General features: G+C 57.3%; 18 protein-coding genes. 8 read left to right on the forward strand and 10 right to left on the reverse strand.

Translation table 11 applies throughout. The features are described 5' to 3' along the window. The first annotated feature begins 123 nt into the window (after nt 1-123). The 4 genes from map (at nt 124) to ABIE02_RS09765 (ending at nt 5,012) form a co-directional block, all read left to right on the forward strand. Entirely contained in the window at nt 124-918 is a 795-nt protein-coding gene (gene map / locus ABIE02_RS09750; protein ID WP_032616609.1) for a type I methionyl aminopeptidase, read from the forward strand. 62 nt (nt 919-980) lie between these two features. Next, a complete protein-coding gene (gene glnD / locus ABIE02_RS09755) occupies nt 981-3,656 on the forward strand; it encodes a bifunctional uridylyltransferase/uridylyl-removing protein GlnD (RefSeq protein ID WP_077227190.1) in 2,676 nt (891 codons plus the stop codon). 30 nt (nt 3,657-3,686) lie between these two features. Then, nucleotides 3,687-4,511 carry a 2,3,4,5-tetrahydropyridine-2,6-dicarboxylate N-succinyltransferase gene (gene dapD / locus ABIE02_RS09760; protein WP_008501915.1) on the forward strand — a complete coding sequence of 275 codons (825 nt, stop codon included), beginning with the start codon at nt 3,687-3,689 and terminating at the stop codon, nt 4,509-4,511. A 111-nt stretch (nt 4,512-4,622) separates the two neighbouring features. Then, nucleotides 4,623-5,012, forward strand: a complete 390-nt coding sequence (locus tag ABIE02_RS09765; RefSeq protein WP_032616607.1) for a DUF3461 family protein — start codon at nt 4,623-4,625, stop codon at nt 5,010-5,012. A 126-nt stretch (nt 5,013-5,138) separates the two neighbouring features. Here ABIE02_RS09765 and cdaR read toward each other — a convergent pair whose 3' ends face one another. The 3 genes from cdaR to dgt all read right to left on the reverse strand — a co-directional run bounded on the left by cdaR (nt 5,139) and on the right by dgt (nt 9,534). Then, the gene (gene cdaR / locus ABIE02_RS09770) at nt 5,139-6,296 is read right to left on the reverse strand and encodes a DNA-binding transcriptional regulator CdaR (RefSeq protein ID WP_039030313.1); all 1,158 of its coding nucleotides are present in this window, start codon (nt 6,294-6,296) and stop codon (nt 5,139-5,141) included. A 159-nt stretch (nt 6,297-6,455) separates the two neighbouring features. Then, on the reverse strand, nt 6,456-7,889 hold the full coding sequence (degP, locus tag ABIE02_RS09775) for a serine endoprotease DegP (RefSeq protein ID WP_032616603.1): 1,434 nt from the start codon (nt 7,887-7,889) through the stop codon (nt 6,456-6,458). A 130-nt stretch (nt 7,890-8,019) separates the two neighbouring features. Continuing rightward, nucleotides 8,020-9,534, reverse strand: coding sequence for a dGTPase (gene dgt / locus ABIE02_RS09780; protein WP_077227181.1), 1,515 nt, complete (start codon nt 9,532-9,534; stop codon nt 8,020-8,022). Nucleotides 9,535-9,616: 82 nt separating this feature from the next. Here dgt and mtnN point away from each other — a divergent pair, with 82 nt between their 5' ends. From mtnN to ABIE02_RS09795, 3 genes are read left to right on the forward strand one after another with little or no spacing between them, the layout of a single operon-like run. Beyond that, nucleotides 9,617-10,315: a 5'-methylthioadenosine/S-adenosylhomocysteine nucleosidase gene (gene mtnN, locus ABIE02_RS09785; protein WP_032616601.1), complete on the forward strand. Its 699-nt coding sequence runs from the start codon at nt 9,617-9,619 to the stop codon at nt 10,313-10,315. Continuing rightward, nucleotides 10,308-11,108, forward strand: a complete 801-nt coding sequence (gene btuF / locus ABIE02_RS09790) for a vitamin B12 ABC transporter substrate-binding protein BtuF (protein WP_117386216.1) — start codon at nt 10,308-10,310, stop codon at nt 11,106-11,108. The genes mtnN and btuF overlap by 8 nt, the downstream gene beginning before the upstream one ends. Before the next feature lie 17 nt (nt 11,109-11,125). Beyond that, entirely contained in the window at nt 11,126-11,752 is a 627-nt protein-coding gene (locus tag ABIE02_RS09795) for a TRIC cation channel family protein (protein WP_032616598.1), read from the forward strand. A 92-nt stretch (nt 11,753-11,844) separates the two neighbouring features. Here ABIE02_RS09795 and erpA read toward each other — a convergent pair whose 3' ends face one another. Then, nucleotides 11,845-12,189: an iron-sulfur cluster insertion protein ErpA gene (erpA, locus tag ABIE02_RS09800; RefSeq protein WP_032616597.1), complete on the reverse strand. Its 345-nt coding sequence runs from the start codon at nt 12,187-12,189 to the stop codon at nt 11,845-11,847. 79 nt (nt 12,190-12,268) lie between these two features. Beyond that, a complete protein-coding gene (clcA, locus tag ABIE02_RS09805; RefSeq protein ID WP_077227179.1) occupies nt 12,269-13,645 on the reverse strand; it encodes a H(+)/Cl(-) exchange transporter ClcA in 1,377 nt (458 codons plus the stop codon). Nucleotides 13,646-13,822: 177 nt separating this feature from the next. Between clcA and hemL the strand changes: the two genes are divergently transcribed. Further along, on the forward strand, nt 13,823-15,103 hold the full coding sequence (gene hemL / locus ABIE02_RS09810; protein WP_144883750.1) for a glutamate-1-semialdehyde 2,1-aminomutase: 1,281 nt from the start codon (nt 13,823-13,825) through the stop codon (nt 15,101-15,103). Nucleotides 15,104-15,210: 107 nt separating this feature from the next. Here the strand turns inward: hemL and fhuB are convergent, their stop codons facing one another. The 5 genes from fhuB to mrcB all read right to left on the reverse strand — a co-directional run bounded on the left by fhuB (nt 15,211) and on the right by mrcB (nt 23,904). Continuing rightward, complete coding sequence (gene fhuB / locus ABIE02_RS09815) at nt 15,211-17,193, reverse strand: Fe(3+)-hydroxamate ABC transporter permease FhuB (protein WP_144883752.1); 1,983 nt, start codon at nt 17,191-17,193, stop codon at nt 15,211-15,213. Continuing rightward, complete coding sequence (fhuD, locus tag ABIE02_RS09820) at nt 17,190-18,083, reverse strand: Fe(3+)-hydroxamate ABC transporter substrate-binding protein FhuD (protein ID WP_059308704.1); 894 nt, start codon at nt 18,081-18,083, stop codon at nt 17,190-17,192. The genes fhuB and fhuD overlap by 4 nt, the downstream gene beginning before the upstream one ends. Continuing rightward, entirely contained in the window at nt 18,083-18,880 is a 798-nt protein-coding gene (gene fhuC, locus ABIE02_RS09825; RefSeq protein WP_032616591.1) for a Fe3+-hydroxamate ABC transporter ATP-binding protein FhuC, read from the reverse strand. The genes fhuD and fhuC overlap by 1 nt, the downstream gene beginning before the upstream one ends. A gap of 54 nt (nt 18,881-18,934) precedes the next feature. After that, nucleotides 18,935-21,145 carry a ferrichrome porin FhuA gene (gene fhuA, locus ABIE02_RS09830; protein WP_164539887.1) on the reverse strand — a complete coding sequence of 737 codons (2,211 nt, stop codon included), beginning with the start codon at nt 21,143-21,145 and terminating at the stop codon, nt 18,935-18,937. A 233-nt stretch (nt 21,146-21,378) separates the two neighbouring features. After that, nucleotides 21,379-23,904: a bifunctional glycosyl transferase/transpeptidase gene (mrcB, locus tag ABIE02_RS09835; RefSeq protein WP_103792756.1), complete on the reverse strand. Its 2,526-nt coding sequence runs from the start codon at nt 23,902-23,904 to the stop codon at nt 21,379-21,381. Nucleotides 23,905-24,031: the final 127 nt, after the last annotated feature.

Here is a 24,031-nt window from a genome sequence, read left to right on the forward strand (position 1 = left end):
AACAATTGTTGGCGGTGTGTGCGGTGAGGGAATCTCAATTTGGCAGCATGTGCGCCAGACTGATACCATTGACAACACTTAGACTAGTATTGTCGAAAAAAACGACACTGATGGACAGATTACATGGCTATCTCTATTAAGACACCTGAAGAAATTGAAAAGATGCGCGTCGCCGGTCGTCTGGCCGCTGAAGTGCTGGAAATGATCGAGCCGTTCGTAAAACCGGGCGTTAGCACCGGCGAACTGGATCGCATCTGTAATGATTACATCGTGAATGAGCAGCAGGCGGTCTCCGCTTGCCTTGGCTACCACGGCTTCCCGAAATCCGTGTGTATCTCTATTAATGAAGTGGTCTGTCACGGCATCCCGGATGACGAAAAACTGCTGAAAGACGGCGACATCGTTAACATCGACGTGACCGTCATTAAAGACGAGTACCACGGCGACACCTCCAAAATGTTCATCGTCGGCAAACCGACTATTCTGGGCGAGCGTCTGTGTAAAGTGACGCAGGATAGCCTCTATCTGGCGCTGAAGATGGTCAAGCCGGGCATTCGCCTGCGTACTCTCGGTGCGGCGATCCAGAAATTTGTTGAAGCACAGGGTTTCTCTGTGGTCCGCGAATACTGCGGTCACGGTATTGGCCGTGTCTTCCATGAAGAGCCACAGGTTCTGCACTATGATGCGGATGACGGCGGTGTAGTGCTGCAGGCGGGCATGACCTTCACCATTGAGCCGATGGTCAACTCGGGTGATTACCGCATCCGTACCATGAAAGATGGCTGGACGGTGAAAACTAAAGACCGGAGCTTGTCTGCCCAGTACGAGCATACTATTGTGGTGACCGACAACGGCTGCGAAATTTTGACGTTACGCAAGGATGACACCATCCCGGCGATACTCTCGCAAGACGCATGATAAGAAGCCGGCAAATGCCGGCTTTTTTAATGGCTATCGTTTTTTCTTATGGGTGGCGCGCAATGAGTAACCTTTTACCCGAACAGTATGCCAATACGGCACTCCCCACCCTGCCTGGCCAGCCGGATAACCCCGGCGTCTGGCCGACGGCCGAGCTGACCTGCGCCGGCATCAAAGCGCATATCGATATCTTCCAGCGCTGGCTGGGGGAGGCCTTTGATAGCGGGATCTCCGCTGAAGCGCTTATTGAGGCGCGCACGGAATTTATCGATCAGCTCCTGCAACGCTTATGGATTGACTACGGTTTTGGTCAGTTAGGCGATGTGGCGCTGGTCGCAGTCGGCGGCTATGGCCGTGGCGAGCTGCACCCTCTTTCGGATATCGACCTGCTGATCCTGAGCCGGAAAAAGCTGCCTGATGAACAGGCGCAGAAAATCGGTGAGCTGCTGACCCTGCTGTGGGATGTCAAACTTGAAATCGGCCACAGCGTGCGAACCCTGGAAGAGTGTCTGCTGGAAGGGTTATCCGATCTCACCGTCGCTACCAACCTGATTGAAACCCGCCTGCTGATTGGCGACGTGGCCCTGTTTCTGGAGCTGCAAAAGCACATTTTCAGCGACGGCTTCTGGCCATCAGAGAAGTTCTTCGCCGCGAAGGTCGATGAGCAGCAGGTGCGCCACCAGCGTTACCACGGCACCAGCTACAACCTGGAGCCGGATATCAAAAGCAGCCCGGGCGGCCTGCGCGATATCCACACCCTGCAATGGGTCGCCCGCCGCCATTTCGGCGCCACCTCGCTGGATGAGATGGTCGGGTTTGGTTTCCTTACCGAGGCCGAACGTACCGAGCTGAATGAGTGTCTGCATCTGCTGTGGCGCATCCGTTTCGCCCTGCATCTTGAAGTTACCCGCTACGACAACCGTCTGCTGTTTGACCGCCAGCTAAGCGTCGCCCAGCGCCTGCACTACAGCGGCGAAGGTAACGAACCGGTCGAGCAGATGATGAAGGACTTCTTCCGCGTGACCCGTCGCGTGGGTGAACTGAATCAGATGCTGTTGCAGCTGTTCGATGAGGCGATCCTGGCGCTTACCGCCGATGAAAAGCCGCGTCCAATTGATGATGAATTCCAGCTGCGCGGCACCCTGATCGACCTGCGTGACGAGACACTGTTTATCCGTAAGCCGGAAGCGATTCTGCGGATGTTCTACACCATGGTGCGGAACAGCACCATCACAGGGATCTACTCCACTACGTTGCGCCACCTGCGTCACGCCCGCCGCCATCTTAACCAGCCGCTGTGCTATATCCCGGAAGCGCGTTCGCTGTTTCTGAGCATGTTGCGCCACCCTGGTGCGGTCAGCCGCGGGCTGCTGCCGATGCACCGTCACAGCGTACTCTGGGCCTATATGCCGCAGTGGTCACATATCGTCGGCCAGATGCAGTTTGACCTTTTCCATGCCTATACCGTTGATGAACACACCATCCGCGTAATGCTGAAGCTGGAAAGCTTCGCCAGAGAAGAGGTGCGCAGCCGCCACCCGCTTTGCGTCGAGCTTTGGCCACGCCTCACCAACCCGGAGCTGATCCTGATTGCCGCCCTGTTTCACGATATCGCCAAAGGGCGCGGCGGCGACCACTCAATACTGGGTGCAGAGGACGTGCTGAAATTCGCCGAGCTGCACGGGCTGAATTCGCGCGAAACCCAACTGGTTGCCTGGCTGGTACGCCATCACCTGCTGATGTCGGTTACCGCCCAGCGGCGCGATATTCAGGATCCCGAGGTGATCAAACAGTTTGCCGAAGAGGTGCAGACCGAGAATCGCCTGCGCTTCCTGGTCTGCCTGACGGTGGCTGACATCTGCGCCACCAACGAGACGCTGTGGAACAGCTGGAAGCAGAGCCTGCTGCGCGAACTCTATTTCGCCACCGAGAAGCAGCTGCGTCGCGGAATGCAGAGCACGCCGGACATGCGCGAACGCGTGCGCCATCACCAGATGCAGGCTCTGGCACTGTTGCGGATGGAGAGTATTAATGAAGAGGCACTGCATCTGATTTGGGCGCGCTGTCGCGCCAACTATTTTGTGCGTCATAGCCCGAATCAGCTGGCCTGGCACGCCCGTCATCTGCTGCAGCACGATCTGTCTAAGCCCCTGATCCTGCTTAGCCCGCAGGCGACCCGCGGGGGAACGGAGATCTTTATCTGGAGCCCCGACCGCGCTTACCTGTTTGCTGCGGTCTGTGCTGAACTCGACCGACGTAACCTCAGCGTTCACGACGCGCAGATCTTCACGACCCGCGACGGCATGGCGATGGATACCTTTATTGTGCTGGAGCCGGACGGAAGCCCGCTGTCGGCCGACCGTCACGAGCCGATTCGCTACGGGCTGGAGCAGGCGATTACCCAACACAGCTGGCAGCCACCGCAGCCGCGGAGACAACCGGCCAAACTGCGCCACTTTACCGTCGATACCGAGGTCAATTTCTTGCCGACGCATACCGACCGGAAATCCTTCCTTGAGCTGATCGCACTCGACCAGCCAGGCCTGCTTGCCAGGGTTGGCCAGGTTTTTGCGGATCTGGGAATTTCGCTGCACGGCGCCAGAATTACAACCATTGGCGAGCGAGTAGAAGATTTATTTATAATCGCCACAGCCGACCGTCGTGGGCTTAATAATGCCCTGCAGAAGGAAGTGCAACAACGGTTGACAGCAGCCCTCAATCCAAACGATAAAGGGTGATGTTTTTTTTTACCTGGAAAGAGTTGAACTATGCAGCAGTTACAGAACGTTATTGAGTCCGCTTTTGAGCGTCGCGCCGAAATTACTCCGGCAAATGTGGATACCGTGACCCGCGAGGCGGTTAATCAGGTTATTTCTCTGCTTGATTCCGGCGCGCTGCGTGTAGCCGAAAAAATCGACGGTCAGTGGGTCACTCATCAGTGGCTGAAGAAAGCGGTACTGCTCTCTTTCCGTATTAACGATAACCAGGTTATCGACGGTGCGGAAAGCCGCTACTTCGATAAAGTGCCAATGAAATTCGCTGATTACGACGAAGCGCGTTTCCAGAAAGAAGGTTTCCGTGTGGTGCCACCGGCGGCGGTTCGCCAGGGTGCATTTATCGCCCGTAACACCGTGCTGATGCCATCCTATGTGAACATTGGCGCATACGTTGATGAAGGCACCATGGTTGATACCTGGGCCACCGTTGGCTCCTGTGCGCAGATCGGTAAAAACGTTCACCTTTCTGGCGGCGTGGGTATCGGTGGTGTTCTGGAGCCACTGCAGGCGAACCCGACCATCATCGAAGACAACTGCTTCATCGGCGCACGCTCCGAAGTGGTTGAAGGCGTGATCGTGGAAGAAGGCTCGGTGATCTCTATGGGCGTTTACATCGGCCAGAGCACCCGTATTTACGATCGCGAAACCGGTGAAGTGCATTACGGTCGCGTACCAGCAGGTTCAGTGGTGGTATCCGGCAACCTGCCATCAAAAGATGGCAAATACAGCCTGTACTGTGCGGTTATCGTCAAAAAAGTCGATGCGAAAACCCGCGGCAAAGTTGGCATCAACGAACTGCTGCGCACCATCGATTAATCGGGTATAACAAAAAGCGGGGGCAACCCCGCTTTTTTTATATCTGAGGGTGGCGAAAATAGATTTTTTCGTGAATTATTCATGGGTTATGTTGAGATCAAGGGTACCGCTATGTACGATAATCTGAAAAGTCTGGGCATTACTAATCCTGATGAAATTGACCGTTACAGCCTCCGTCAGGAAGCCAACAACGATATCCTGAAAATCTATTTCCACAAGGATAAAGGCGAGTTCTTCGCCAAGAGCGTGAAGTTCAAGTACCCACGTCAGCGTAAGACTGTCGTTGCCGATGGCATCGGTCAGGGTTACAAAGAAGTGCAGGAGATCAGCCCTAATCTGCGTTATGTGATTGATGAGCTGGATCAGATTTGCCAGCGCGATCGCACTGAGGTGGATCTGAAGCGGAAGATCCTGGATGACCTGCGTCATCTGGAAAGCGTCGTTGCCCACAAGATCACGGAAATCGAAGCGGATCTTGAGAAGTTGACCCGTAACAAGTAATTCCCGGTGCGGCCTGATGTCCTCACCCGGCGCTCTCCCACGTGGAGAGGGTGCAAACACTAAAAACGGCAACCTCTGGTTGCCGTTTTGCGTTTCCGTACAGGCCGGATCACCCGACAAACAACGTCATCTCTGCTCGTCTAACTGCAACGCTACATATAGCAACAGCCGATCGTCAAAATTCCCCAGATCCAGCCCCGTTAACTCTGAAATACGGTTCAGGCGATATTCCAGCGTATTGCGGTGAATAAAGAGCGCCTTGGACGTCGCCAGTGGCTGCACGTTATGCCGGAACCAGGCCTGTAACGTGCGCCGCAGCAGGCCGTTGTTATCCATCGCTTTCAAACGTACCAACGGGCGCGCCAGTTCGTTGGCCTGCCAGCCACCGCGCAGGCTGTCGAGCAGCACCGGCAACATCAGATCCTGATAAAAATAGCTGCGGTTTTCCGGCATACGCTGCTTACCAACCATCATGGTCGTTCTGGCGGTACGCCAGGAGCGCGCAATACTGCCGGGGCCGGTAAAGTAGTTCCCTAACGCGACCCGGAAACGCAGTTGCCCATTCTCTTTCATCCGGGCAATCAGCTGTTCCACCCGCCGACGGTGATCTTCCGCATCCCACCGACCAAACTGGTTTAATGCCGGTTTGAGCACCACCATCTCGGTTAATGAAACGATCGCCACCAGGTTATTACGCTCTGGCGTCGCCAGCGCGTTTTGCAGCTGCTGCAGCTCGACCATTGCGCTGTCGACGCCCAGTTGACCGCTGTCGACCTCGATGACCGCCACCACGCGGGGCTGGTTGAGGTCAATGCCCAGACGCTGCGCCCACTCCGTTAACGCCGGGGTATGCTCTTCCGCCTGGATCAGGTTCATCACCAGCTCTTCGCGCAGGCGGCTGTCCTGCGCCAGCAGATGCATCAGGCGGGATTGCTCCAGCATCATCTCTGCCGTCATACAGACCAGCTCGCCATATTTGCGTAAGGATTCCGGCTCACCGGTCAGACCGATAACCCCGACAATCTCGCCTTCCAGACGCAGCGGCAGGTTGATCCCCTGGCGCACGCCATGCAGATGCCGCGCGACCGCGTCATCGATATCTACCACGCGCCCCTGAGAGAGCACCAATAGCGCACCTTCGTGCAATTCCCCAATACGCTCACGATCGCCGCTGCCAATGATTCGGCCACGAGCATCCATTACGTTAATATTGGTGTCGATGATGCGCATTGTTCGCGCCACGATATCCTGCGCCATTTTGGTATCAAGATGCCAGCCAGCCATGTCACCCTCCTCTGAGCATCGCTCAAGCATAAGGAAGATTAATTCGCGCCGCATTGTGCAGATGCACAAACTGACAGGGAGAAGTATGGACTTGTGGAAGGGTTCACAGAAAGGGATGAAAACGCCCCTGTTTCCAGACAGAAACAGGGGCAGAACAACTTACTGCATCAGCAGATAGAGAGAGGTGTCGCCACGCTGGATGTTCAGCGCCAGCACCGATGGTTTGCTGTCGAGGATCTTGCGCAGTTCTTCGACATTTTTAATCGGCTGCTGGTTGGCACCGATAATGACGTCCCCTTTCTTCAGGCCGATACGGGCCGCCGGGCTGTTGGCTTTGACATTATCTACCGACACGCCTTTATCCTGGCCTTTATTACTCATATCCGCACCTTCGATACCGCTGAAGACCGCGGTAGCAGTACCCGCCTGATTCTGGCTGCTCTGCTGCAGTTCCAGCGTCACCGTGACCGGTTTCCCTTCACGCAGCAGGCCCAGGGAGACTTTGCTGCCCACCGGCATGGAGCCAACTTCTGCGCGCAGTGCCGCGAAGCTGCTCACCGGTTTGCCGTTCAGGGTGGTGATCACGTCACCGGCCTTGATGCCCGCTTTCGCCGCGGAGGAGTTTGGCATCACCTGGCTGACAAAGGCGCCGCGCTGGGCGTCAACCTTCATGGCTTTCGCCAGTTCGGAGTTCAGCTCGGTGCCGAGGATACCCAGCTCGCCGCGTTTCACCTGGCCAAACTCAACCATCTGACCGGTCAGGTTTTTCACCATGTTACTTGGGATCGCAAAGCCGATGCCGATGTTACCGCCGTCCGGGGCGAGGATCGCGGTGTTAATCCCGATCAGCTCCCCGTTCAGGTTGACCAGCGCACCACCGGAGTTACCGCGGTTGATCGCCGCATCAGTCTGGATAAAGTTTTCATAGTTTTCCGCATTCAGGCCGCTACGGCCAAGGGCAGAAACGATACCGGAGGTGACCGTCTCACCCAGACCAAACGGGTTACCGATCGCCACGGTGTAGTCTCCGACGCGCAGCGCGTCTGAGTCAGCCAGCTTAATCGCCGTCAGGTTTTTCGGATCCTGAATCTGAATCAGAGCGATATCAGAGCGCGGATCTTTTCCGACCATTTTGGCGTCAAGCTTACGCCCGTCGCTCAACTGAACTTTGATGCTGCTGGCGTTATCCACCACGTGGTTGTTGGTGACGACATAGCCTTTGGCCGCATCAATGATTACGCCGGAACCCAACGCCATAAACTTCTGCTGCTGGCCGCCGCCGTTGTCATCACCCGCCCCGCCCTGGCAGAACGGTGAGCTCTGGAATGGCGAACCTTCCTGGCAGAACGGCGAGTTGTCACCGAAGAACTGCTGGAAGTTGCGCGGCATGCGCGGCGTGTTGACGGTGGTGCTCCCTTCGACATTGATACTCACCACCGAAGGCATCACTTTTTCCAGCATCGGTGCCAGGCTTGGCATCTGTTGCGCAGTGGCTGCGGAAGAGACAGTCTCTGCTGCGCTGGCAGACAGAGGGGATAACGCTAAACCTAAACTCAGAGCCAGTGCACTCATTGCTAAAGTGGTTTTTTTCATGTTTCTTAATCTCGATTTACAGGTCACGCACAATTGCTGTGTATATCAGATTCGTTTCGACGCGCTTAGTTCCGGCATTAAGTTTCTGGAAAAAGTAAAAATTTATTGTCCGTCTTTACAAAACTCAGCCTTATTCCACTGCCATCAACTTGCGGTATTCATCCCAGGCATATAAGTCTGTCATTCCACTGATATAGTCCTGAATCAGGCGGCAGCGATAATAAAACTCCAGCACCGGCCAGTCTGGCTGCTGCCGATCAAATTTACTGACCGACTCAACATACGCCAGCCGATGGCGCGGTGAAAGTTTATGAAATAGCCGGGATTCAATCGGTAAGCGGCGGACCCGCTCCTTTTCTACCAACTCGCTGAACTCCTCCGCGGATAATTGTAGCAGCGGACGGTAGATCTCCAGCAGGCCGGTGATCACCCGATATCCCTGTAATTCCAGCTGCTCGACCTCAGGGTGGCTGAAGACATGGCGCATGGCGACATTTTTATATAACTCAAGCAGTTGACTAAAGCTACTGTCGTCTTCAAGTAGCGCATGATTGAATTCACCGTGATAAATCTGATCGATATTGTCGATAAAACGCTCAGCCGCATAGGGCACCAGTTTATTTAATGTATTGACGCGTAAATACATAAAGAACTGATCCTCAGTGCTACGACTGAGGGAATTGGAGCGTGATTTCTCCCAGGCATTTTCCACCACTTGGGAAAATAAAGACCCTTTCTCGTGGTTGCCCCAGGCATCATAAAGATGCTGATAAAGCCCCTCGACGCTGAATATTCTTTTCTCTACTGCATCTTCCAGATCGGCCACACAATAGGAAATATCGTCTGCCGCTTCCATAATCCAGGTCAATGGAAAACGGCCATAGGGCGTGAGAGAAAGTTCCTGCCGGAGCCGCTCGATATACGCCTCTTCCGAGAAATAGTAGCCCGGTTTTTTCATTAAGTAATTGTGCGTCTCGGGCGGGTCGCCCTGCCACCAGGCGGGGCGGGTATATTTCAGAATGCACCCCACCTGCGCCCAGGTGAGGTTCATGCGCATCAGAGAGTGCACCAGACGGATACCCTGAGCATTGCCTTCAAAATGACACAGATCCTGACGTACCTTGCGTCGCAATCCGTTCAGCGTCTCTTCGCCTTCACGCAACCGTAGAGCCTGCACACTGCAGCGATCGTCGCTCAGGGGCTGGCTGGCAGCATCGGAGGGGAACAGGCGCTGGCGGAACCAGTCATTGATGGCCGCTTCGCCAAAATGACCGAAGGGGGGATTACCGATATCGTGCATCAGGCACGCCATCTCAACGATGCTTTCAAACGGCCCGGTCAGCTCATCCAGCCCGTAGGCGTCCAGCAGGCGCTGCTCCTTGAGGCGGCTTAAGATCTCTTTGGCGATATAGCGCCCTACCTGCTGCACCTCCAGGGAGTGGGTCAGGCGGGTGCGCACGGCGGCGTTGCGTTCGAGGGGGAAAACCTGCGTTTTTTGCTGCAGGCGGCGGATCGCCGGCGAGTTGACGATGCGCCCGCGGTCACTTTCGAAGATCCGCAGGATCTCATGTTCGCTCTTTTTCCCCTGCGGAGAGCGGTACCGGCGGTGCCAGTTAATTTTGGTGCGAAAGTCGATTGGTGCCATGTGCTCCCCCGCGTGAGAATGCGTTTCCCCTGAAGCGCATGATAGACTATGCATCTTAACAAGGCACATCGCGAGTAAATCTATGAAAATCGGTATTATTGGAGCAATGGAAGAAGAAGTTACGCTGCTGCGTGACAAAATTGAGAACCGTCAGACCCTCTCTCTGGGTGGCTGCGAGATCTACACCGGCACGCTGAACGGTACTGAAGTTGCTCTGCTGAAATCGGGTATCGGTAAAGTTTCCGCCGCGCTGGGCGCAACCCTGCTGCTGGAACGCTGCAAGCCAGACGTGATCATTAACACCGGCTCTGCGGGCGGCCTGGCCTCCACCCTGAAAGTGGGCGATATCGTGGTTTCTGACGAAGCGCGCTATCACGACGCCGATGTCACCGCCTTCGGGTACGAATACGGCCAGCTCCCGGGCTGCCCGGCCGGTTTCAAAGCCGATGATAAGCTGATTGCCGCCGCAGAAAGCTGCATCGCGGAACTGAACCTCAACGCCGTGCGTGGCCTGATTGTCAGCGGCGATGCCTTTATCAATGGTTCCGTGAACCTGGCGAAAATCCGCCATAACTTCCCGCAGGCGATTGCCGTTGAGATGGAAGCCACCGCCATTGCCCACGTCTGCCATAACTTCAGCGTACCCTTCGTGGTGGTTCGCGCCATCTCCGACGTCGCGGATCAGCAGTCTCACCTGAGCTTCGACGAGTTCCTCGTGGTCGCTGCCAAACAGTCCAGCCTGATGGTTGAGACGTTGGTGCAGAAACTGGCGCGTGGTTAAGCTGCTCGTCAGGGCGCTTCTGGCGCTGTTTCTGCTGGCACCGGCGTGGCTTCTGGCCGCGCCGCGTGTTATTACCCTCTCCCCCGCCAATACCGAACTGGCCTTTGCCGCCGGGATCACCCCCATCGGGGTCAGCAGCTTTTCCGATTATCCCCCCGAAGCGGCAAAGATTGAGCAGGTCGCCACCTGGCAAGGCATGAACGTTGAACGTATCGTCGCCCTGAAGCCCGATCTGGTGCTGGCCTGGCGCGGCGGCAACGCGGAACGGCAGGTGAACCAGCTGGCCTCGCTCGGGATAAAAGTACAGTGGATCGATGCCACCAGCATTGAACATATCGCGCAGGCCCTTGGCGATCTTGCGCCCTGGAGTCCGACGCCAGACCAGGCCCGACAGGCCGCACAAAAAATGTTGACCGACTATGCCGCCCTGAAAGCGGCTTACGGCACCCTGCCGAAAAAGCGGGTATTTATTCAGTTCGGCCAACAGCCGCTGTTCACGACAAGCCGGGGATCGCTGCAACATCAGGTAGTTGAACTGTGTGGCGGAGAAAATATCTTCGCGTCCAGCCGTGTCCCCTGGCCCCAGGTGAGCCGCGAGCAGGTGCTGGCGCGCCAGCCTCAGGCGATTGTGGTGGCCGGTTCTGCGGGCGATATTCCTAAAATAGAACAATACTGGCACAGCCAACTAAAAATACCGGTGATTGCGCTGAACAGCGACTGGTTTGAGCGCGCAAGCCCGCGTATTATCCTCGCCGCAAAACAACTCTGCTCTGCGCTGTCGCAGAGCCACTAATTTTCTCGAGGATCACGATGCTCGTTTATTGGCTGGATATTCTCGGCACAGCCGTTTTTGCGATCTCCGGCGTTCTGCTGGCCGGTAAATTACGTATGGACCCGTTTGGCGTGCTGGTGTTAGGGGTCGTCACCGCCGTGGGCGGAGGAACGATCCGCGACATGGCGCTCGATCACGGCCCGGTTTTCTGGGTCAAAGATCCTACCGATCTGGTGGTGGCGATGGTCACCTGCATGTTAACCATTATCCTGGTCCGTCAGCCGCGCCGCCTGCCTAAATGGCTGCTACCGGTGCTGGATGCGGTAGGCCTCGCGGTCTTTGTCGGCATTGGGGTTAACAAAGCTTTTATGGCTGGCACCGGCCCGATGGTCGCGATCTGTATGGGGGTGGTCACCGGCGTGGGCGGCGGGATTATCCGCGATATTCTGGCACGCGAAGTGCCGATGATCCTGAGAACCGAGATTTACGCCACCGCCTGTATTCTGGGTGGGATCGTCCACGCCACAGCCTGGTACACATTTCAGGTTCCGCTGGAACAGGCGGCGATGCTGGGGATGGTGGTCACGCTGGGGATCCGGCTGGCGGCCATTCGCTGGCACCTGAAGCTACCCACCTTTGCGCTGGATGATAACGCCAGGTCATAAAAGCAAAACGGCAACCCAGGGTTGCCGTTTTTAATGTTTGCTCTCTCTCCGGTAAGGAGAGGGCCGGGGTGAGGGCACCCGGCCACACACTTTTAAATGCTGAACGACGAGCCACACCCGCAGGTGCTGGTTGCGTTCGGGTTGGTCACCACAAAGCGGGAACCTTCCAGACCTTCGGTGTAGTCCACCGCGCCGCCCACCAGATACTGCAGGCTCATCGGGTCAACGACCAGCGCAACGCCCTGCTTCTCGATGGTCATGTCACCGTCGTTAACCTGATCGTCAAAGGTGAAACCATACTGGAAGCCGCTGCAGCCGCCGCCGGTAATGTAAACACGCAATTTCAGCTCTGGGTTGTCTTCATCGGCAATCAGGTCTTTTACTTTTTTGGCTGCTGCTTCGGTAAACTGCAACGGCAGCGCTACGTCATCACTCATCTTATGCTCCCATGAATACTGCTAGTGGGTAAAAATCACCCAATTCTTGTTGCCATTATCTAATACCCTGGTAATTCATTCAAGTATTCTGCTTCGCCAGGGTACGGGCAAGAATGGTGGAGTATAGCGGTTTTCCGCCGAGGAACTGGGCTAATAGTGTGGCCCCCAGACAGGTAATGATCATTGGCAAAATGAGCTGGTAATTGTCGGTCATCTCCAGCACCAGCACGATCCCGGTCAGTGGCGCGCGCAACGATGCCGCCAGCAGCGCCCCCATTCCGGCGACGGCAAAGGTGCCAGCCTCAAGATGATACGCCGGGAAGCCTGCGGCGGCAGCCATGCCAAAGGCCGTTCCCAGCAACGTACCTAACGCCAGCATCGGGGCAAAAATGCCACCAGGCGCGCCGGAGGAGAAGCAGAGTACGGTGGTGATCACCCTGGAGATAAACATAAACAGCAACAGGCCGATGCTAAAATTACCCGCCGCCGCAATGGGGATCAGGCCAAAGCCACCGCCTGCCGCGTTAGGTTCGATAAAGCCCAGCACGCCGCACACGCCCCCCAGCAGGCCGCCCACCAGCACCCATTTGGTCGTGTTGCCGCCGTGAATCCGCTGGAACATATCCTGAGCGCGAATAATAACGGCATTAAACAGCGGGCCTACAATGCCAAAAATCATGCCGAGGATCAGATACAACCACAGCGTATTGACCGGCGCGTTGGTCAATTTACCGACCTCAATAACTGCCCCTTCGCCATTGAAAAGCCGGAAGACAATGCTCGACATAATCACGCCGGTAAAGACCGCTTTAATCGAGATCAGGTTATAGCGAAACTGAGCCCGCATCTCTTCGATGATAAACAGGATCCCCGCCAGCGGGGCATTAAACGCGGCGGAAAGCCCCGCGGCGGCACCGGTTGCCAGCAGCGTATGGCGTGCTTCGGCGCTGCGCATCCTGAACAGATCGCTGACCATACGGCCAATATTACCGCCCAACTGTACGGTCGGCCCTTCTCGCCCAAGCACCATCCCCGCACCCAGCGTCCCCATTCCGCCAATAAACTTAACGGGAAGGACGCGCCACCAGCGAACCGGGCGCAGCTCTTCGAGCGCCCCTTCTATCTCAGGGATCCCCGAGCCGCCCGCTTCCGGGGCGAATTTACGCACCAGAAAATAACCGACCATCGCCAACAGAGCGGATAAACCAAACGCCAGGAGCCAGACCAGCCCTTCACGATCGGCATAACCCGCAACGGTGCCGATACGCCAGTTAAGCACGGCATTGACGGCTTTTTCGAATGCGACGCCCACCAGCCCCGCCAGCGTGCCGACTACCGCTGCGCCCAGCAAAATCGCCAGCGGGGTTTTGTCGCGATTGAGCAGCCGCCGGATGCTGATACGGGATCGCGCACGCGCAAACTGTTGTTGTTCAAATGAGGGAGAATCTGCTTTCATGGCCTGTTAGTTTTCGTCATACAAATCGCCACAGGGAGTTTACCAGAGACCGCCCGGCCGTCTTCGGAAAATTGCTTAACAATTGTTAATGCATTAATGGGGCAAAAATTTCATAACCTTCCACGAATCACTTAGAATAGCGGGCTTAATCATTTTATACGAGCCAGGAACCACGCCATGAGCAAGTCTGAAAACCTCTACAGTGCAGCCCGCGAGCTTATCCCTGGCGGTGTTAACTCCCCGGTCCGTGCCTTTACCGGCGTGGGCGGGACACCGCTGTTTATCGAACGTGCCGATGGCGCCTATCTGTACGATGTGGATGGTAAAGCCTATATCGACTATGTCGGCTCATGGGGGCCGATGGTGCTGGGTCACAATCACCCGGCCATCCGCAACGCGGTGATCGAAGCGGCGCAGCGCGGGTTAAGCTTCGGGGCACCTACCGAGATGGAAGTAAAAATGGCGGCGCTGGTAACCGAGCTGGTGCCAACCATGGATATGGTGCGCATGGTGAACTCCGGTACCGAAGCGACCATGAGCGCCATCCGTCTGGCGCGTGGCTTTACTGGCCGCGACAAAATCATCAAATTCGAAGGTTGCTACCACGGCCACGCGGATTGCCTGCTGGTGAAAGCCGGTTCTGGCGCGCTGACCCTCGGCCAGCCGAACTCTCCGGGCGTGCCGGCAGACTTTGCGAAGCACACCCTGACCTGCACCTATAACGATCTCGACTCGGTGCGCGCAGCCTTTGAACTGAACCCGCAGGCGATCGCCTGCATTATCGTCGAACCGGTGGCAGGCAATATGAACTGCATTCCACCGCAGCCTGGCTTCCTGCAGGGTCTGCGTGCGCTATGCGACGAGTTCGGCGCGCTGCTGATTATCGACGAAGTAATGACCGGTTTCCGCGTAGCCCTCGCAGGCGCACAGGCGTACTACGACGTGGTGCCGGACCTGACCTGTCTGGGCAAAATCATCGGCGGCGGCATGCCGGTGGGGGCTTTTGGCGGTCGTAAAGAGGTAATGGACGCGTTGGCGCCAACTGGCCCGGTCTATCAGGCGGGTACGCTCTCTGGTAACCCGATTGCCATGGCGGCCGGTTTCGCCTGCTTAACCGAAGTGGCGCAGCCGGGTATTCATACCACCCTTACCGAGCGTACCACCCAGCTGGCAAACGGCCTGCTGGAGGCGGCTGAAGACGCGGGTATTCCACTGGTGGTGAACCATGTCGGCGGCATGTTCGGCATCTTCTTCACCGACGCGAAAACCGTGACCTGCTATCAGGATGTGGTGAAGTGCGACGTTGAGCGCTTCAAGCGTTTCTTCCATCTGATGCTGGAGGAAGGTGTTTATCTGGCACCATCAGCGTTTGAGGCAGGCTTTATGTCGGTTGCGCACAGCGAAGAGGATATCAATAACACCATCGACGCAGCGCGTCGGGTGTTTGCGAAGCTCTGATAAGGTTTGCGGGGTGCGGCCGGATGCCCCCACCCCACTCTTCTCCCACAGGAAGAGGCAGCAAATCAACCGCAGGCCGGGTGGGCGTTAGCGCCACCCGGCTTTTTTTATCGGCTCTGCTTGCGCAGCAGATAGATAAAGTAAGGCGCCCCGATAAAGGTGGACAACAGCCCCGCCGGGATCTGATACGGGAACAACACCATCCGGCCACACCAGTCAGCGAACACCAGCAGGATCCCCCCCGTTAAGGCCGACATCACAATATGCGGCATCGTCCGGCGGAATCCCATCATCCGCGCAATGTGCGGTGCCATCAGTCCGATAAAGCTCAGCGGCCCAATGGTCAGGGTGGCGGTAGCCGTCAGCGAGGCCGCCAGTAACAGCAGGCCGATACGCGAGGCGCTCAGCGCCATCCCCACGGAACGCGCTGTGTCGCCCCCCAGCGGCAGTACCGTCAGCCAGCGACGACACAGCGGCACCAGGGCCAACAGGATAATCATCGCCACTCCCGTGCTCACTACCTGTTCATTCGTGGCGTTATAGGTTGAACCAGAAATCCAGGTCAGGATCTGCGCCATCCGCGGATCGCCGCTCGCCTGCAGCATCATCAGCAGCATGGTGAAGGCGGTACTCAGCGCCATCCCCGCCAGCAGCATCCGGTGCGGCGAGAAGCCGCCCCGTCCGGCGGCAATCATGATGATCAGCAGCGTGACCGCCGCACCGATACTGCCCGCAGGCATCAGCCAGCCGAAGGCATTACCCGGTACGAAGAAGAGCATCAACACCACGCCGAACGCTGCGCCGGAGCTGATCCCCAGCACTTCCGGGCTTGCCATCGGGTTGCCGGTCAAACGCTGGATAATGCAGCCCGCTACCGCCAGCATCACCCCGGCAATGAGCGCGGCGAAGATACGCGGCGCGCGCCACGGCAGCAGCTCATCGAGCATCGCCCCGCTCGCCCAGTGCCAGCCCTGGGCATCACGGCCAAACGCCAGCGCCGCAATCACCGCCAGCATCAGTACCGCGCCACCCGCCAGGGCAAACCACAAGACATGATGACGCTCGGCGCTCACTTTATCGCCCGCGTTCATTGCCGGGGCGCTCATGCTGCGCAGGCGTGGCAGCAGCCACAGCAGCAGCGGCGCGCCAATCAGCGCCGTGACCGAACCGGTCGAGACTTCCATCCATACCCGCGTCAGCCAGAGGATCACCTGGTCAGAAAGCCAGAGGATCAGGGCACCAATCAGCGGGGCGAGGATCAGCCGGGAGAGCAAACGGCGCGCGCCGAGCATTTTTGCCAGCAGCGGCGCGAACAGGCCGATAAAACCGATGATGCCGACCGCATTCACCAGCAGGGCGCTGATGACAATCGCCAGCGTCAGCGCCGCCAGACGGGCCAGCGACAGCGCCAGACCGAGGTTGCGCGCCACGCCATCGTCCAGCCCCATTAGGGTAAGCGGACGCAGCAGCAGCAGGGTCAACAGCACGCCGCCGAGCAGCTGCGGCCACAGACGCTGGACGATGCTCCAGTCGGTTTGTGTCAGCGTCCCGGTGCTCCAGAGGAACATGCTCTGCAGCTGGTCATGATGGAAGATCACCAGCAGCTGGTTGACCGCGCCGCAGTAGAGGCTCACCACCAGCCCGGCGAGGATCAGCGTCACCGGCGAGAGGCGTTTACCCCAGGCCACGCCAAAGACAATCGCACCGACGACGCAAGCACCCACCAGCGCGGCAAACTGCGCCGCCAGTACGCCCGGGAGCGCCCACAGCGTGATAATCGTCATCCCCAGTTGGGCACCCGTCGCCACGCCAAGGGTCGTCGGCTCTGCCAGCGGGTTACGTAATACCTGCTGGAAGAGCACGCCCACCAGCCCAAGCCCTGCGCCCACCAGCAGCGAGATCGCCAGCCGCGGCAGCAGGCTGTAGTGGAACAGCATCTGTTGAATATTGTCGATATCGGGGGCGATTAAGGCACTCCCCCACTGCGCGCGCGGCAGCGCCAGATTCAGGTTCCACCAGGTTAGGCCCAGCGCGACCACCAGTAGCAGCGCCATCAGCAGCGCCGGGAAAAGGGTTATCCGTGACTTCATGCCTGGCCTCCCAGCGCGCTGTCCAGCACACGGGCAAAGTGCATCGCCGACAGGGTAGCGCCGTAGAACCACACCGCGGGCACGCGCTTGACGCGCTGCTGGCGGACAAACGGCATCGCCTGCCACAGCGGCGTCGCCATTAATGTCTGCATCTCGCGCTCATTGCCATGATCGAAGCACAGCACATCCACATCACGGAACATGGCCAGACGGTCGATGCCCACGGTGGTACTGCCCCAGAAGGTCATCTCCCCTTCCCAGGCGTTTTTAATCCCATAGCGATCCAGCACTTCCTGGAACAGGCAGTTGTTGCCAAACACCAGCATATGGCGGGCATCGAGCAGGGTCACCATCAGCAGCGGTCGGTCGCCACGGCCAGCAAAACGCGGTTTGTAGCTGTCGATCACGCTGTCAAAATGATCCAGATGCGATCGGGCAGCCGCTTCCATGTTCAGCAGCTGTGCCATCTCGGTTAAGGATTTGCGGGCGTTGGCCAGGGGTTTTTTACCGTCGCTAAAGGCGAACCCGCGCCCCGGCGCAATCCGCGCCAGCTTCTCTTCTGATGGCCCATACCCTGCCGACCAGACCAGGTACGACGGTTTCATCTGCGTGAGCAGTTCGAGATTGGGTTCGGTACGCAGGCCAATGTCGATCACCGTTTCCGGCAGCCGAGGCTCGTTCACCCACAGGCTGTAGTTGGGAATGTCGGCCACGCCGTAGGGGGTGACGCCAAGCGCCAGCAGCAGCTCGACCGGCAACCACTCGAGGGCCACAATGCGATGAGGATCGACGGCCGCGGCGGCATGCGCCGTGCCCATTTTCCACAGCAGCGGCGAGAGGGCCATGGCCGTCAACAGACGACGACGGCTAATATGTGTTAACTCAGGCATCAATAGACAAAGCTCACCGGTGCCGCTCCGGCAGGATGCGGCAGGATCCCCATTGGGATCCCGTAAATGTGTTCCAGCGTTTCACTGCGCATCAGCTCGGCAGGCGTACCCTGGGCAATCATCTCGCCACCGCGCAGCGCCACCAGATAGTCGCAGTAACGCGCCGCCATGTTGATGTCGTGCAGCACCGCAATCACCGTCAGCCCACGCTGCTGGCTTAAGCGATGCACCAGCGCCAGCACGTCCACCTGATGGGCAATGTCGAGAGCCGAGGTCGGTTCATCCAGCAGTAAACAACGGCTGTCCTGCGCCACCAGCATGGCGATCCACGCGCGCTGGCGTTCGCCGCCGGACAGGCTATCCACCAGACGATGGGCCAGCGGCTTTAATCCTACCAGCGTAATCGCCTCTTCCACTTTCTCGCGGTCGGCCACGCCGAAGCGGCCTAATGCACCGTGCCAGGGATAACGGCCAATCGCCACCAGTTCGCGCACGGTCATACCTTCCGCCTGTGGCAGTTGCTGGGGCAGATAGGCGACCTTGCGGGCAAAGGCTTTGCTGTTCCAGCTCTCCAGCGGCTGTCCGTCGAGCAGAATATCGCCCTCAGACGGCGGCTGATGGCGGCCAAGCATTTTCAGTAAGGTGGATTTGCCGGAGCCGTTATGGCCGATCAGACCCGTCACCTGGCCTGCGGGAAAGGTCAGCGAAAGTGGATGCAGCAGCGTGCGTCCGGGAACGCGAAAGGAGATGCTATCGAGTGCAAAAGTGGTATCAGATTGCGGGTTGTTTTCCTGCATGTTAGCCAACTTAAGTAAAGAAAAGGGCACGAAAATCGTGCCCAAATTTAAAGATCAGAAGCGGAAGGTCGCGGTCGCAACAACCTGGCGCTCTGCACCCCAGTAGCATGCATATTCGCTATAGCAGCTGGAGACGTATTCGCGATCAAAGATGTTGTTCACATTGACACCGACTGATGAACCCGGCAGCCCAAAGCGCGCCAGATCGTATTTCACGGTCGCATCCGCCAGCGCATAGCCCGACACGTTAAATGACTGATACGCTTTTGGAGAGGCGGCGGAATAGTAGGAAACAGTGTTACCGATATAACGCGTACCTGCACCCACAGTCAGACCGCTCAGTGCCGTCTCGTGGAAGGTGTAATCCGCCCACAGAGAAGCCATGTTACGTGGCACTTCCGCCGGACGACGGCCTTCATACCAGGTATCGTGTGTGTATTCTGCATCGGTGTAGCTGTAGGACGCCGTCACATCAACGTTGGCTGATACCGCGGCTTTGGCTTCGAGTTCGAAACCACGTGAGCGGATTTCACCGCCCTGCACGCTAAAGCCACTGGTCGGGTTCGCCGGATCGGCAGTCAGGTTGTTGTTTTTGGTCAGCTGGTACACGGCAGCCGTCACAACAACAGGCAGATCTTTCGGTACGTATTTCACGCCCGCTTCATACTGCTTACCGCGCGCCGGATCGAAAGGCTTGCCGCCCTGCGTTCCGCCGGAGATTGGCTCAAAGGATTCGCTGTAGCTAAAGTACGGCGTGATACCGTTATCGAACAGATAGTTGATCCCACCACGCCAGGTGAACGCCTGATCGTTGATTTCGGCCGTAGTGTTAGAGGAACGTGTCAGCGTGGACGTTTTAGCGAAATCATAGCGTCCGCCGAGAGTCAGAACCCATTTATCCCATTCAGCCTGATCTTGTGCGTACAGGCCCGTTTGTTCCTGACGATTAAGCACGGCATACGGGAAGTTCACATTGATATTCGCGTTGTCATGCTGCGGATTGGTCATGCTGATAGGGTCAGCGGTGCCGTAGTCAGCATCAATGTCGTTACGCATGCGCAGGTAATCAACACCCGTTAACAGAGTATGATCGACGGCACCGGTGGCAAATTTGGACTGAAGCTGGGTATCTACCGTGAACGAGTTCAGATCTTCATCAGAACGTACATAGGCGCGGCTAATTTGTGCCGGGGCGATATATCCGTTGCCGTAGACCGAGCGGTAAAGCGTGTTGATTTTGGTGTAACGCAGGTTTTGACGCAGGGTAAAGGTATCGTCAAATTCATGCGCGAAGCTGTAACCCACCATCTTCTGACGACGGGAGATCTTATTGTCTTCTTCACCTTCGTTAAAATCGGTCGGCAGCTTGTGTGCCTTTCCGTTAGCGTCATAGTAAGGCACTACTGTACCTTCCCGCGGCAGCCAGCCGTAATAGCCCGCATCCGGATCGCTTTGGAAGTTGCTCAGGAAAGTGAAATCGGTTTTGTCGTCAGGACGCCAGCTAAAGGATGGAGCAATAGCGTAACGGGTAGACTTAACCATCTCCTGTTGCGCATTCTCACTGCGGCCCAGCCCGGTGAGGCGGTATGACCACACGCCGTCATCGTCGATCGCATCGCTGAAATCAAACCCGGTTTGCCACAGGTTATCGGTACCCATCTTGAACTGAACTTCTTTCAGCGGCTCGGTGGTCGGGCGCTTGCTGACCATGCTTACCACGCCGCCTGGGTGGCTTTTGCCGTACAGGACGGATGTTGGGCCACGCAGTAATTCAACACGTTCAAGGAAATACGGATCCATGGACGCTTCAGAATAGTTATCACCCTGCAGCTTCATCCCATCCAGATACTGGTTAGTATTCACTGTGCTGGAAGTCGTGAAGCCACGAATAGAGACCACGTCGTAGGTCGTGGAGGCACCGCGTGTAGCAAAGACGCTTGGCGTGTAGGCCAGGGCTTGTTTAACCGTGCCCGGCTGCTTCATATCCATCTCTTCACGGGTTACCACTGAAATAGACTGCGGTGTCTTTTCAACAGGCGTATCTGTTTTGGTCGCCGTTGCGGTGCGTTTTGCCGCAATCGTCGGTGACGGACCCCAGGCACTTTCCTGCGCAGCAGGTGCTGCGGTTACGGTGATGGTTTCTTCTTTTTTAGGGGTGTCAGCAGCCTGAGCGTAAGCAGACATGCCGCTAACCGCTGTGGCTACAACGACTGCGATTTTACGCAGCGAAGATTGCATTGGCTGAGCAGTTTTTGAATGCGCCATTGGTATGTCTCTGATGGAAGCGTGAATGATAACGTAAACGAGAATTATTATTATGACCGCAGCATATTATGCGAAACATTCACGGCATAGCAAGTGATATGCGGCCCTACAGGAATTGAGGGTATAAGAATTAAACAATGGAAAATGCAGGGTTAATAAACGAGGGGTTTTACTGTTGAAGGGATGTTGAATTGAGGTGAAAAGTCCCTCTCCCGCAGGAGAGGGACTGATGATTAATTACCGCCGAACATATCCTTGATCCAGCCTGCGACACCGTCGCTGTCTTTCTTCTCATTCTGCTGCTGCGGCTGTTGTTGCTGCTGCTGCTGCGGCTGCTGAGGAGAAGACTGCTCAAACGGGTTGCCCGTCGGCTCCGGTACTGGCGCCTGGCACAGGGAGTCCGGGTTCGCGGTCCAGACCGGAACGCTACGCATTCCGCCACCACACACGAAGTTACCCGACTCATCCACGCCCATGTTCACGATATCTTCCGGTGGCGTCAGGGTTAACGGAACCGGCGACTGGTTAGCCAGATAGCGCTGGTAAATCGACATCGCCCCGCTGGCACCATACAGTTTCGTCGGCTGGTTGTTGTCGCGTCCTACCCAGGTGATCACCACTTCACGCCCGTCGATGCCCGCAAACCAGGTATCGACGTTGTTGTTGGTGGTCCCGGTTTTACCCGCCAGATGCAGACCCGGATACTTCGCGCCAAGCTGGCGACCGGTCCCGCGCTGCACCACCTGCTGCATGGTCCACAGCGTCATATACGCGGCCTGCGCCGGTACGGCACGCTCAGCCTGCGGGAAGCTCTGGTACAGCGGGGTGCCATCTTCGGCAATCACCGAACGCAGCGCAGAGAGCGGTGCACGGTTACCGCCGCTGGCGATGGTCTGGAACGCCTGCGCCACTTCGATCGGCGTCAGGTTCAACGCCCCTAACAGCATGGCCGGAACCGGATGCAGCTGATCTTTCGGCACACCCAGCTTCTGCCAGGTATCGGTAACGGCTGGCAGACCCAGCGCCATCCCGAGGTTGACCGTCGGCACGTTCATGGAACGCGTCAGGGCATCCACCAGCATGACCTGGCCGCTGTACTGTTTGTCGTCGTTCTGCGGCGACCATACCTGTCCGTTTGGCTGGCGCAGGGCAATCGGGGCATCGGCAATCCAGGTGTTCAGACGATACTGGTTCGGCTGGCTTAACGCGGTGAGATAGGTCGCCGGTTTTGCCAGGGAGCCGATCGAACGGCGTGCCTGCATTGCGCGGTTGTAGCCCGCAAACTGCGGCTCTGCCCCACCGACCATGGCCCGCACTTCACCGGTGGTACGGTCGACTACCACCATCGCGGTTTCCAGATCGCTCAGCTTACGCTGCTTTTTCAGCGCCGGAATGCCTTCCACCGCCGCTTTCTCTGCAGCGTCCTGCGCCACTGAGTCAAAGGTGGTGAAGATCTTCACGCCGGAGAGATCTTTAACTTTGTCGCCCAGCTTGGTTTGCAGCTCCTGACGCACCATCTGCATAAAGGCAGGCTGCGGGGAGATCACACCGCCGCGCGGCTGGACGCCTAACGGACGCGCACTGAGCATGTCGTACAGCTCCTGGTCGATCACCTGCTGCTGTTGCAGCAGACGCAGCACCAGATTACGGCGTTCCAGCGCCAGTTTCGGGTTACGCCACGGGTTGTAGATCGACGCCCCTTTCACCATGCCCACCAGCAGTGCCTGTTGGTCGAGGCTCAGCTCTTCCACCGGACGACCAAAGTAGTAGAGGCTCGCCAGCGGGAAGCCGCGGATTTCATTGTCGCCGCTCTGACCGAGGTAGACCTCGTTCATATACAGCTCAAGAATGCGATCTTTGCTGTAGCGGGCATCCATCAGCACCGCCATGTACGCTTCGTTGGCCTTACGCCAGTAGGAGCGTTCGCTGGAGAGGAACAGGTTTTTCACCAGCTGCTGGGTCAGGGTACTTGCCCCCTGCACCGTCCGTCCGGCAGTCAGGTTCGCCAGCACCGCACGGCCAATGGAGTACAGGCTGACACCATCATGTTCATAGAAGTGACGGTCTTCGGTCGCCAGCAGGGTATCCACCAGCAGATCCGGGAAACCGTTACGCGCGACAAACAGACGCTGCTCGCCGTTTGGCGAGGAGAGCATGGTGATCAGTCGCGGATCGAGACGGAAGAAACCGAACTGACGGTTGTTGTCCATGTTCTCGATGGTGTCGATATGATCGCCATCGAAGGTCAGACGCGCGCGCACCTGCCCCTCTTTGCTGTCCGGGAAGTCAAACGGACGGCGGATCATCTCGATGCTTTTCGCCTGCACCGTAAACTCGCCGGGACGCGTCATCTTCGTCACCTGGCGGTACTGGGTGGCCTCCAGCAGCTTGACCATCTCGTTCTTGCTGATGGTCATTTCCGGCTCGAGGTTGACCATCCGGCCATACACCGCCGCTGGCAGCTGCCAGACTTTACCGTCGATACGGCTACGGATCTTCTGGTCCAGATAGACGCCGTAGATCGCCAGCAGGACGATGAAAACAATAAATAGCTTCAGCAGCAGCCAGAACCAGCCGCGTTTGCCGCGAGGTTTACCTTTTTTGCCTTTTCCTTTACGTGGCACGGGCGCCTCATCCTCATACTCATTATCAACGTCGTCATACTCCTCATCACTGAGGCGACGACGGCCTGCTTTTTCTTTCGCCGGACGCGAAGGTTTTCCTTTTCGTCCTATTGGCTCGCGGTCATTCCCCGCCATGCTCTCTCTCCGCAACTATCAGGCGCAAGGGCCCGATTCTCAGTTCTTCCCCCTGATGGAGGAAGAAGAAATCTCTCAAAATTTATGCCCTCTCCTTGCAGGAGAAGGCCGGGATGAAGGCCTTAGC

Origin of the sequence: Leclercia sp. 1548 (assembly GCF_050435045.1) — a bacterium.
Taxonomy (GTDB): domain Bacteria; phylum Pseudomonadota; class Gammaproteobacteria; order Enterobacterales; family Enterobacteriaceae; genus Enterobacter; species Enterobacter adecarboxylatus.

What these genes read in the sequence shown, in the direction of transcription:
- ABIE02_RS09765 (WP_032616607.1), top strand. Translation starts at nt 4,623, where the DNA reads ATGTACGATAATCTGAAAAGTCTGGGCATTACTAATCCTGATGAAATT.
- clcA (WP_077227179.1), bottom strand. Translation starts at nt 13,645, where the DNA reads ATGAAAGCAGATTCTCCCTCATTTGAACAACAACAGTTTGCGCGTGCG.
- glnD (WP_077227190.1), top strand. Translation starts at nt 981, where the DNA reads ATGAGTAACCTTTTACCCGAACAGTATGCCAATACGGCACTCCCCACC.
- ABIE02_RS09795 (WP_032616598.1), top strand. Translation starts at nt 11,126, where the DNA reads ATGCTCGTTTATTGGCTGGATATTCTCGGCACAGCCGTTTTTGCGATC.
- mtnN (WP_032616601.1), top strand. Translation starts at nt 9,617, where the DNA reads ATGAAAATCGGTATTATTGGAGCAATGGAAGAAGAAGTTACGCTGCTG.
- erpA (WP_032616597.1), bottom strand. Translation starts at nt 12,189, where the DNA reads ATGAGTGATGACGTAGCGCTGCCGTTGCAGTTTACCGAAGCAGCAGCC.
- degP (WP_032616603.1), bottom strand. Translation starts at nt 7,889, where the DNA reads ATGAAAAAAACCACTTTAGCAATGAGTGCACTGGCTCTGAGTTTAGGT.
- hemL (WP_144883750.1), top strand. Translation starts at nt 13,823, where the DNA reads ATGAGCAAGTCTGAAAACCTCTACAGTGCAGCCCGCGAGCTTATCCCT.
- dapD (WP_008501915.1), top strand. Translation starts at nt 3,687, where the DNA reads ATGCAGCAGTTACAGAACGTTATTGAGTCCGCTTTTGAGCGTCGCGCC.
- mrcB (WP_103792756.1), bottom strand. Translation starts at nt 23,904, where the DNA reads ATGGCGGGGAATGACCGCGAGCCAATAGGACGAAAAGGAAAACCTTCG.
- fhuB (WP_144883752.1), bottom strand. Translation starts at nt 17,193, where the DNA reads ATGAAGTCACGGATAACCCTTTTCCCGGCGCTGCTGATGGCGCTGCTA.
- dgt (WP_077227181.1), bottom strand. Translation starts at nt 9,534, where the DNA reads ATGGCACCAATCGACTTTCGCACCAAAATTAACTGGCACCGCCGGTAC.
- fhuC (WP_032616591.1), bottom strand. Translation starts at nt 18,880, where the DNA reads ATGCAGGAAAACAACCCGCAATCTGATACCACTTTTGCACTCGATAGC.
- map (WP_032616609.1), top strand. Translation starts at nt 124, where the DNA reads ATGGCTATCTCTATTAAGACACCTGAAGAAATTGAAAAGATGCGCGTC.
- cdaR (WP_039030313.1), bottom strand. Translation starts at nt 6,296, where the DNA reads ATGGCTGGCTGGCATCTTGATACCAAAATGGCGCAGGATATCGTGGCG.
- fhuA (WP_164539887.1), bottom strand. Translation starts at nt 21,145, where the DNA reads ATGGCGCATTCAAAAACTGCTCAGCCAATGCAATCTTCGCTGCGTAAA.
- fhuD (WP_059308704.1), bottom strand. Translation starts at nt 18,083, where the DNA reads ATGCCTGAGTTAACACATATTAGCCGTCGTCGTCTGTTGACGGCCATG.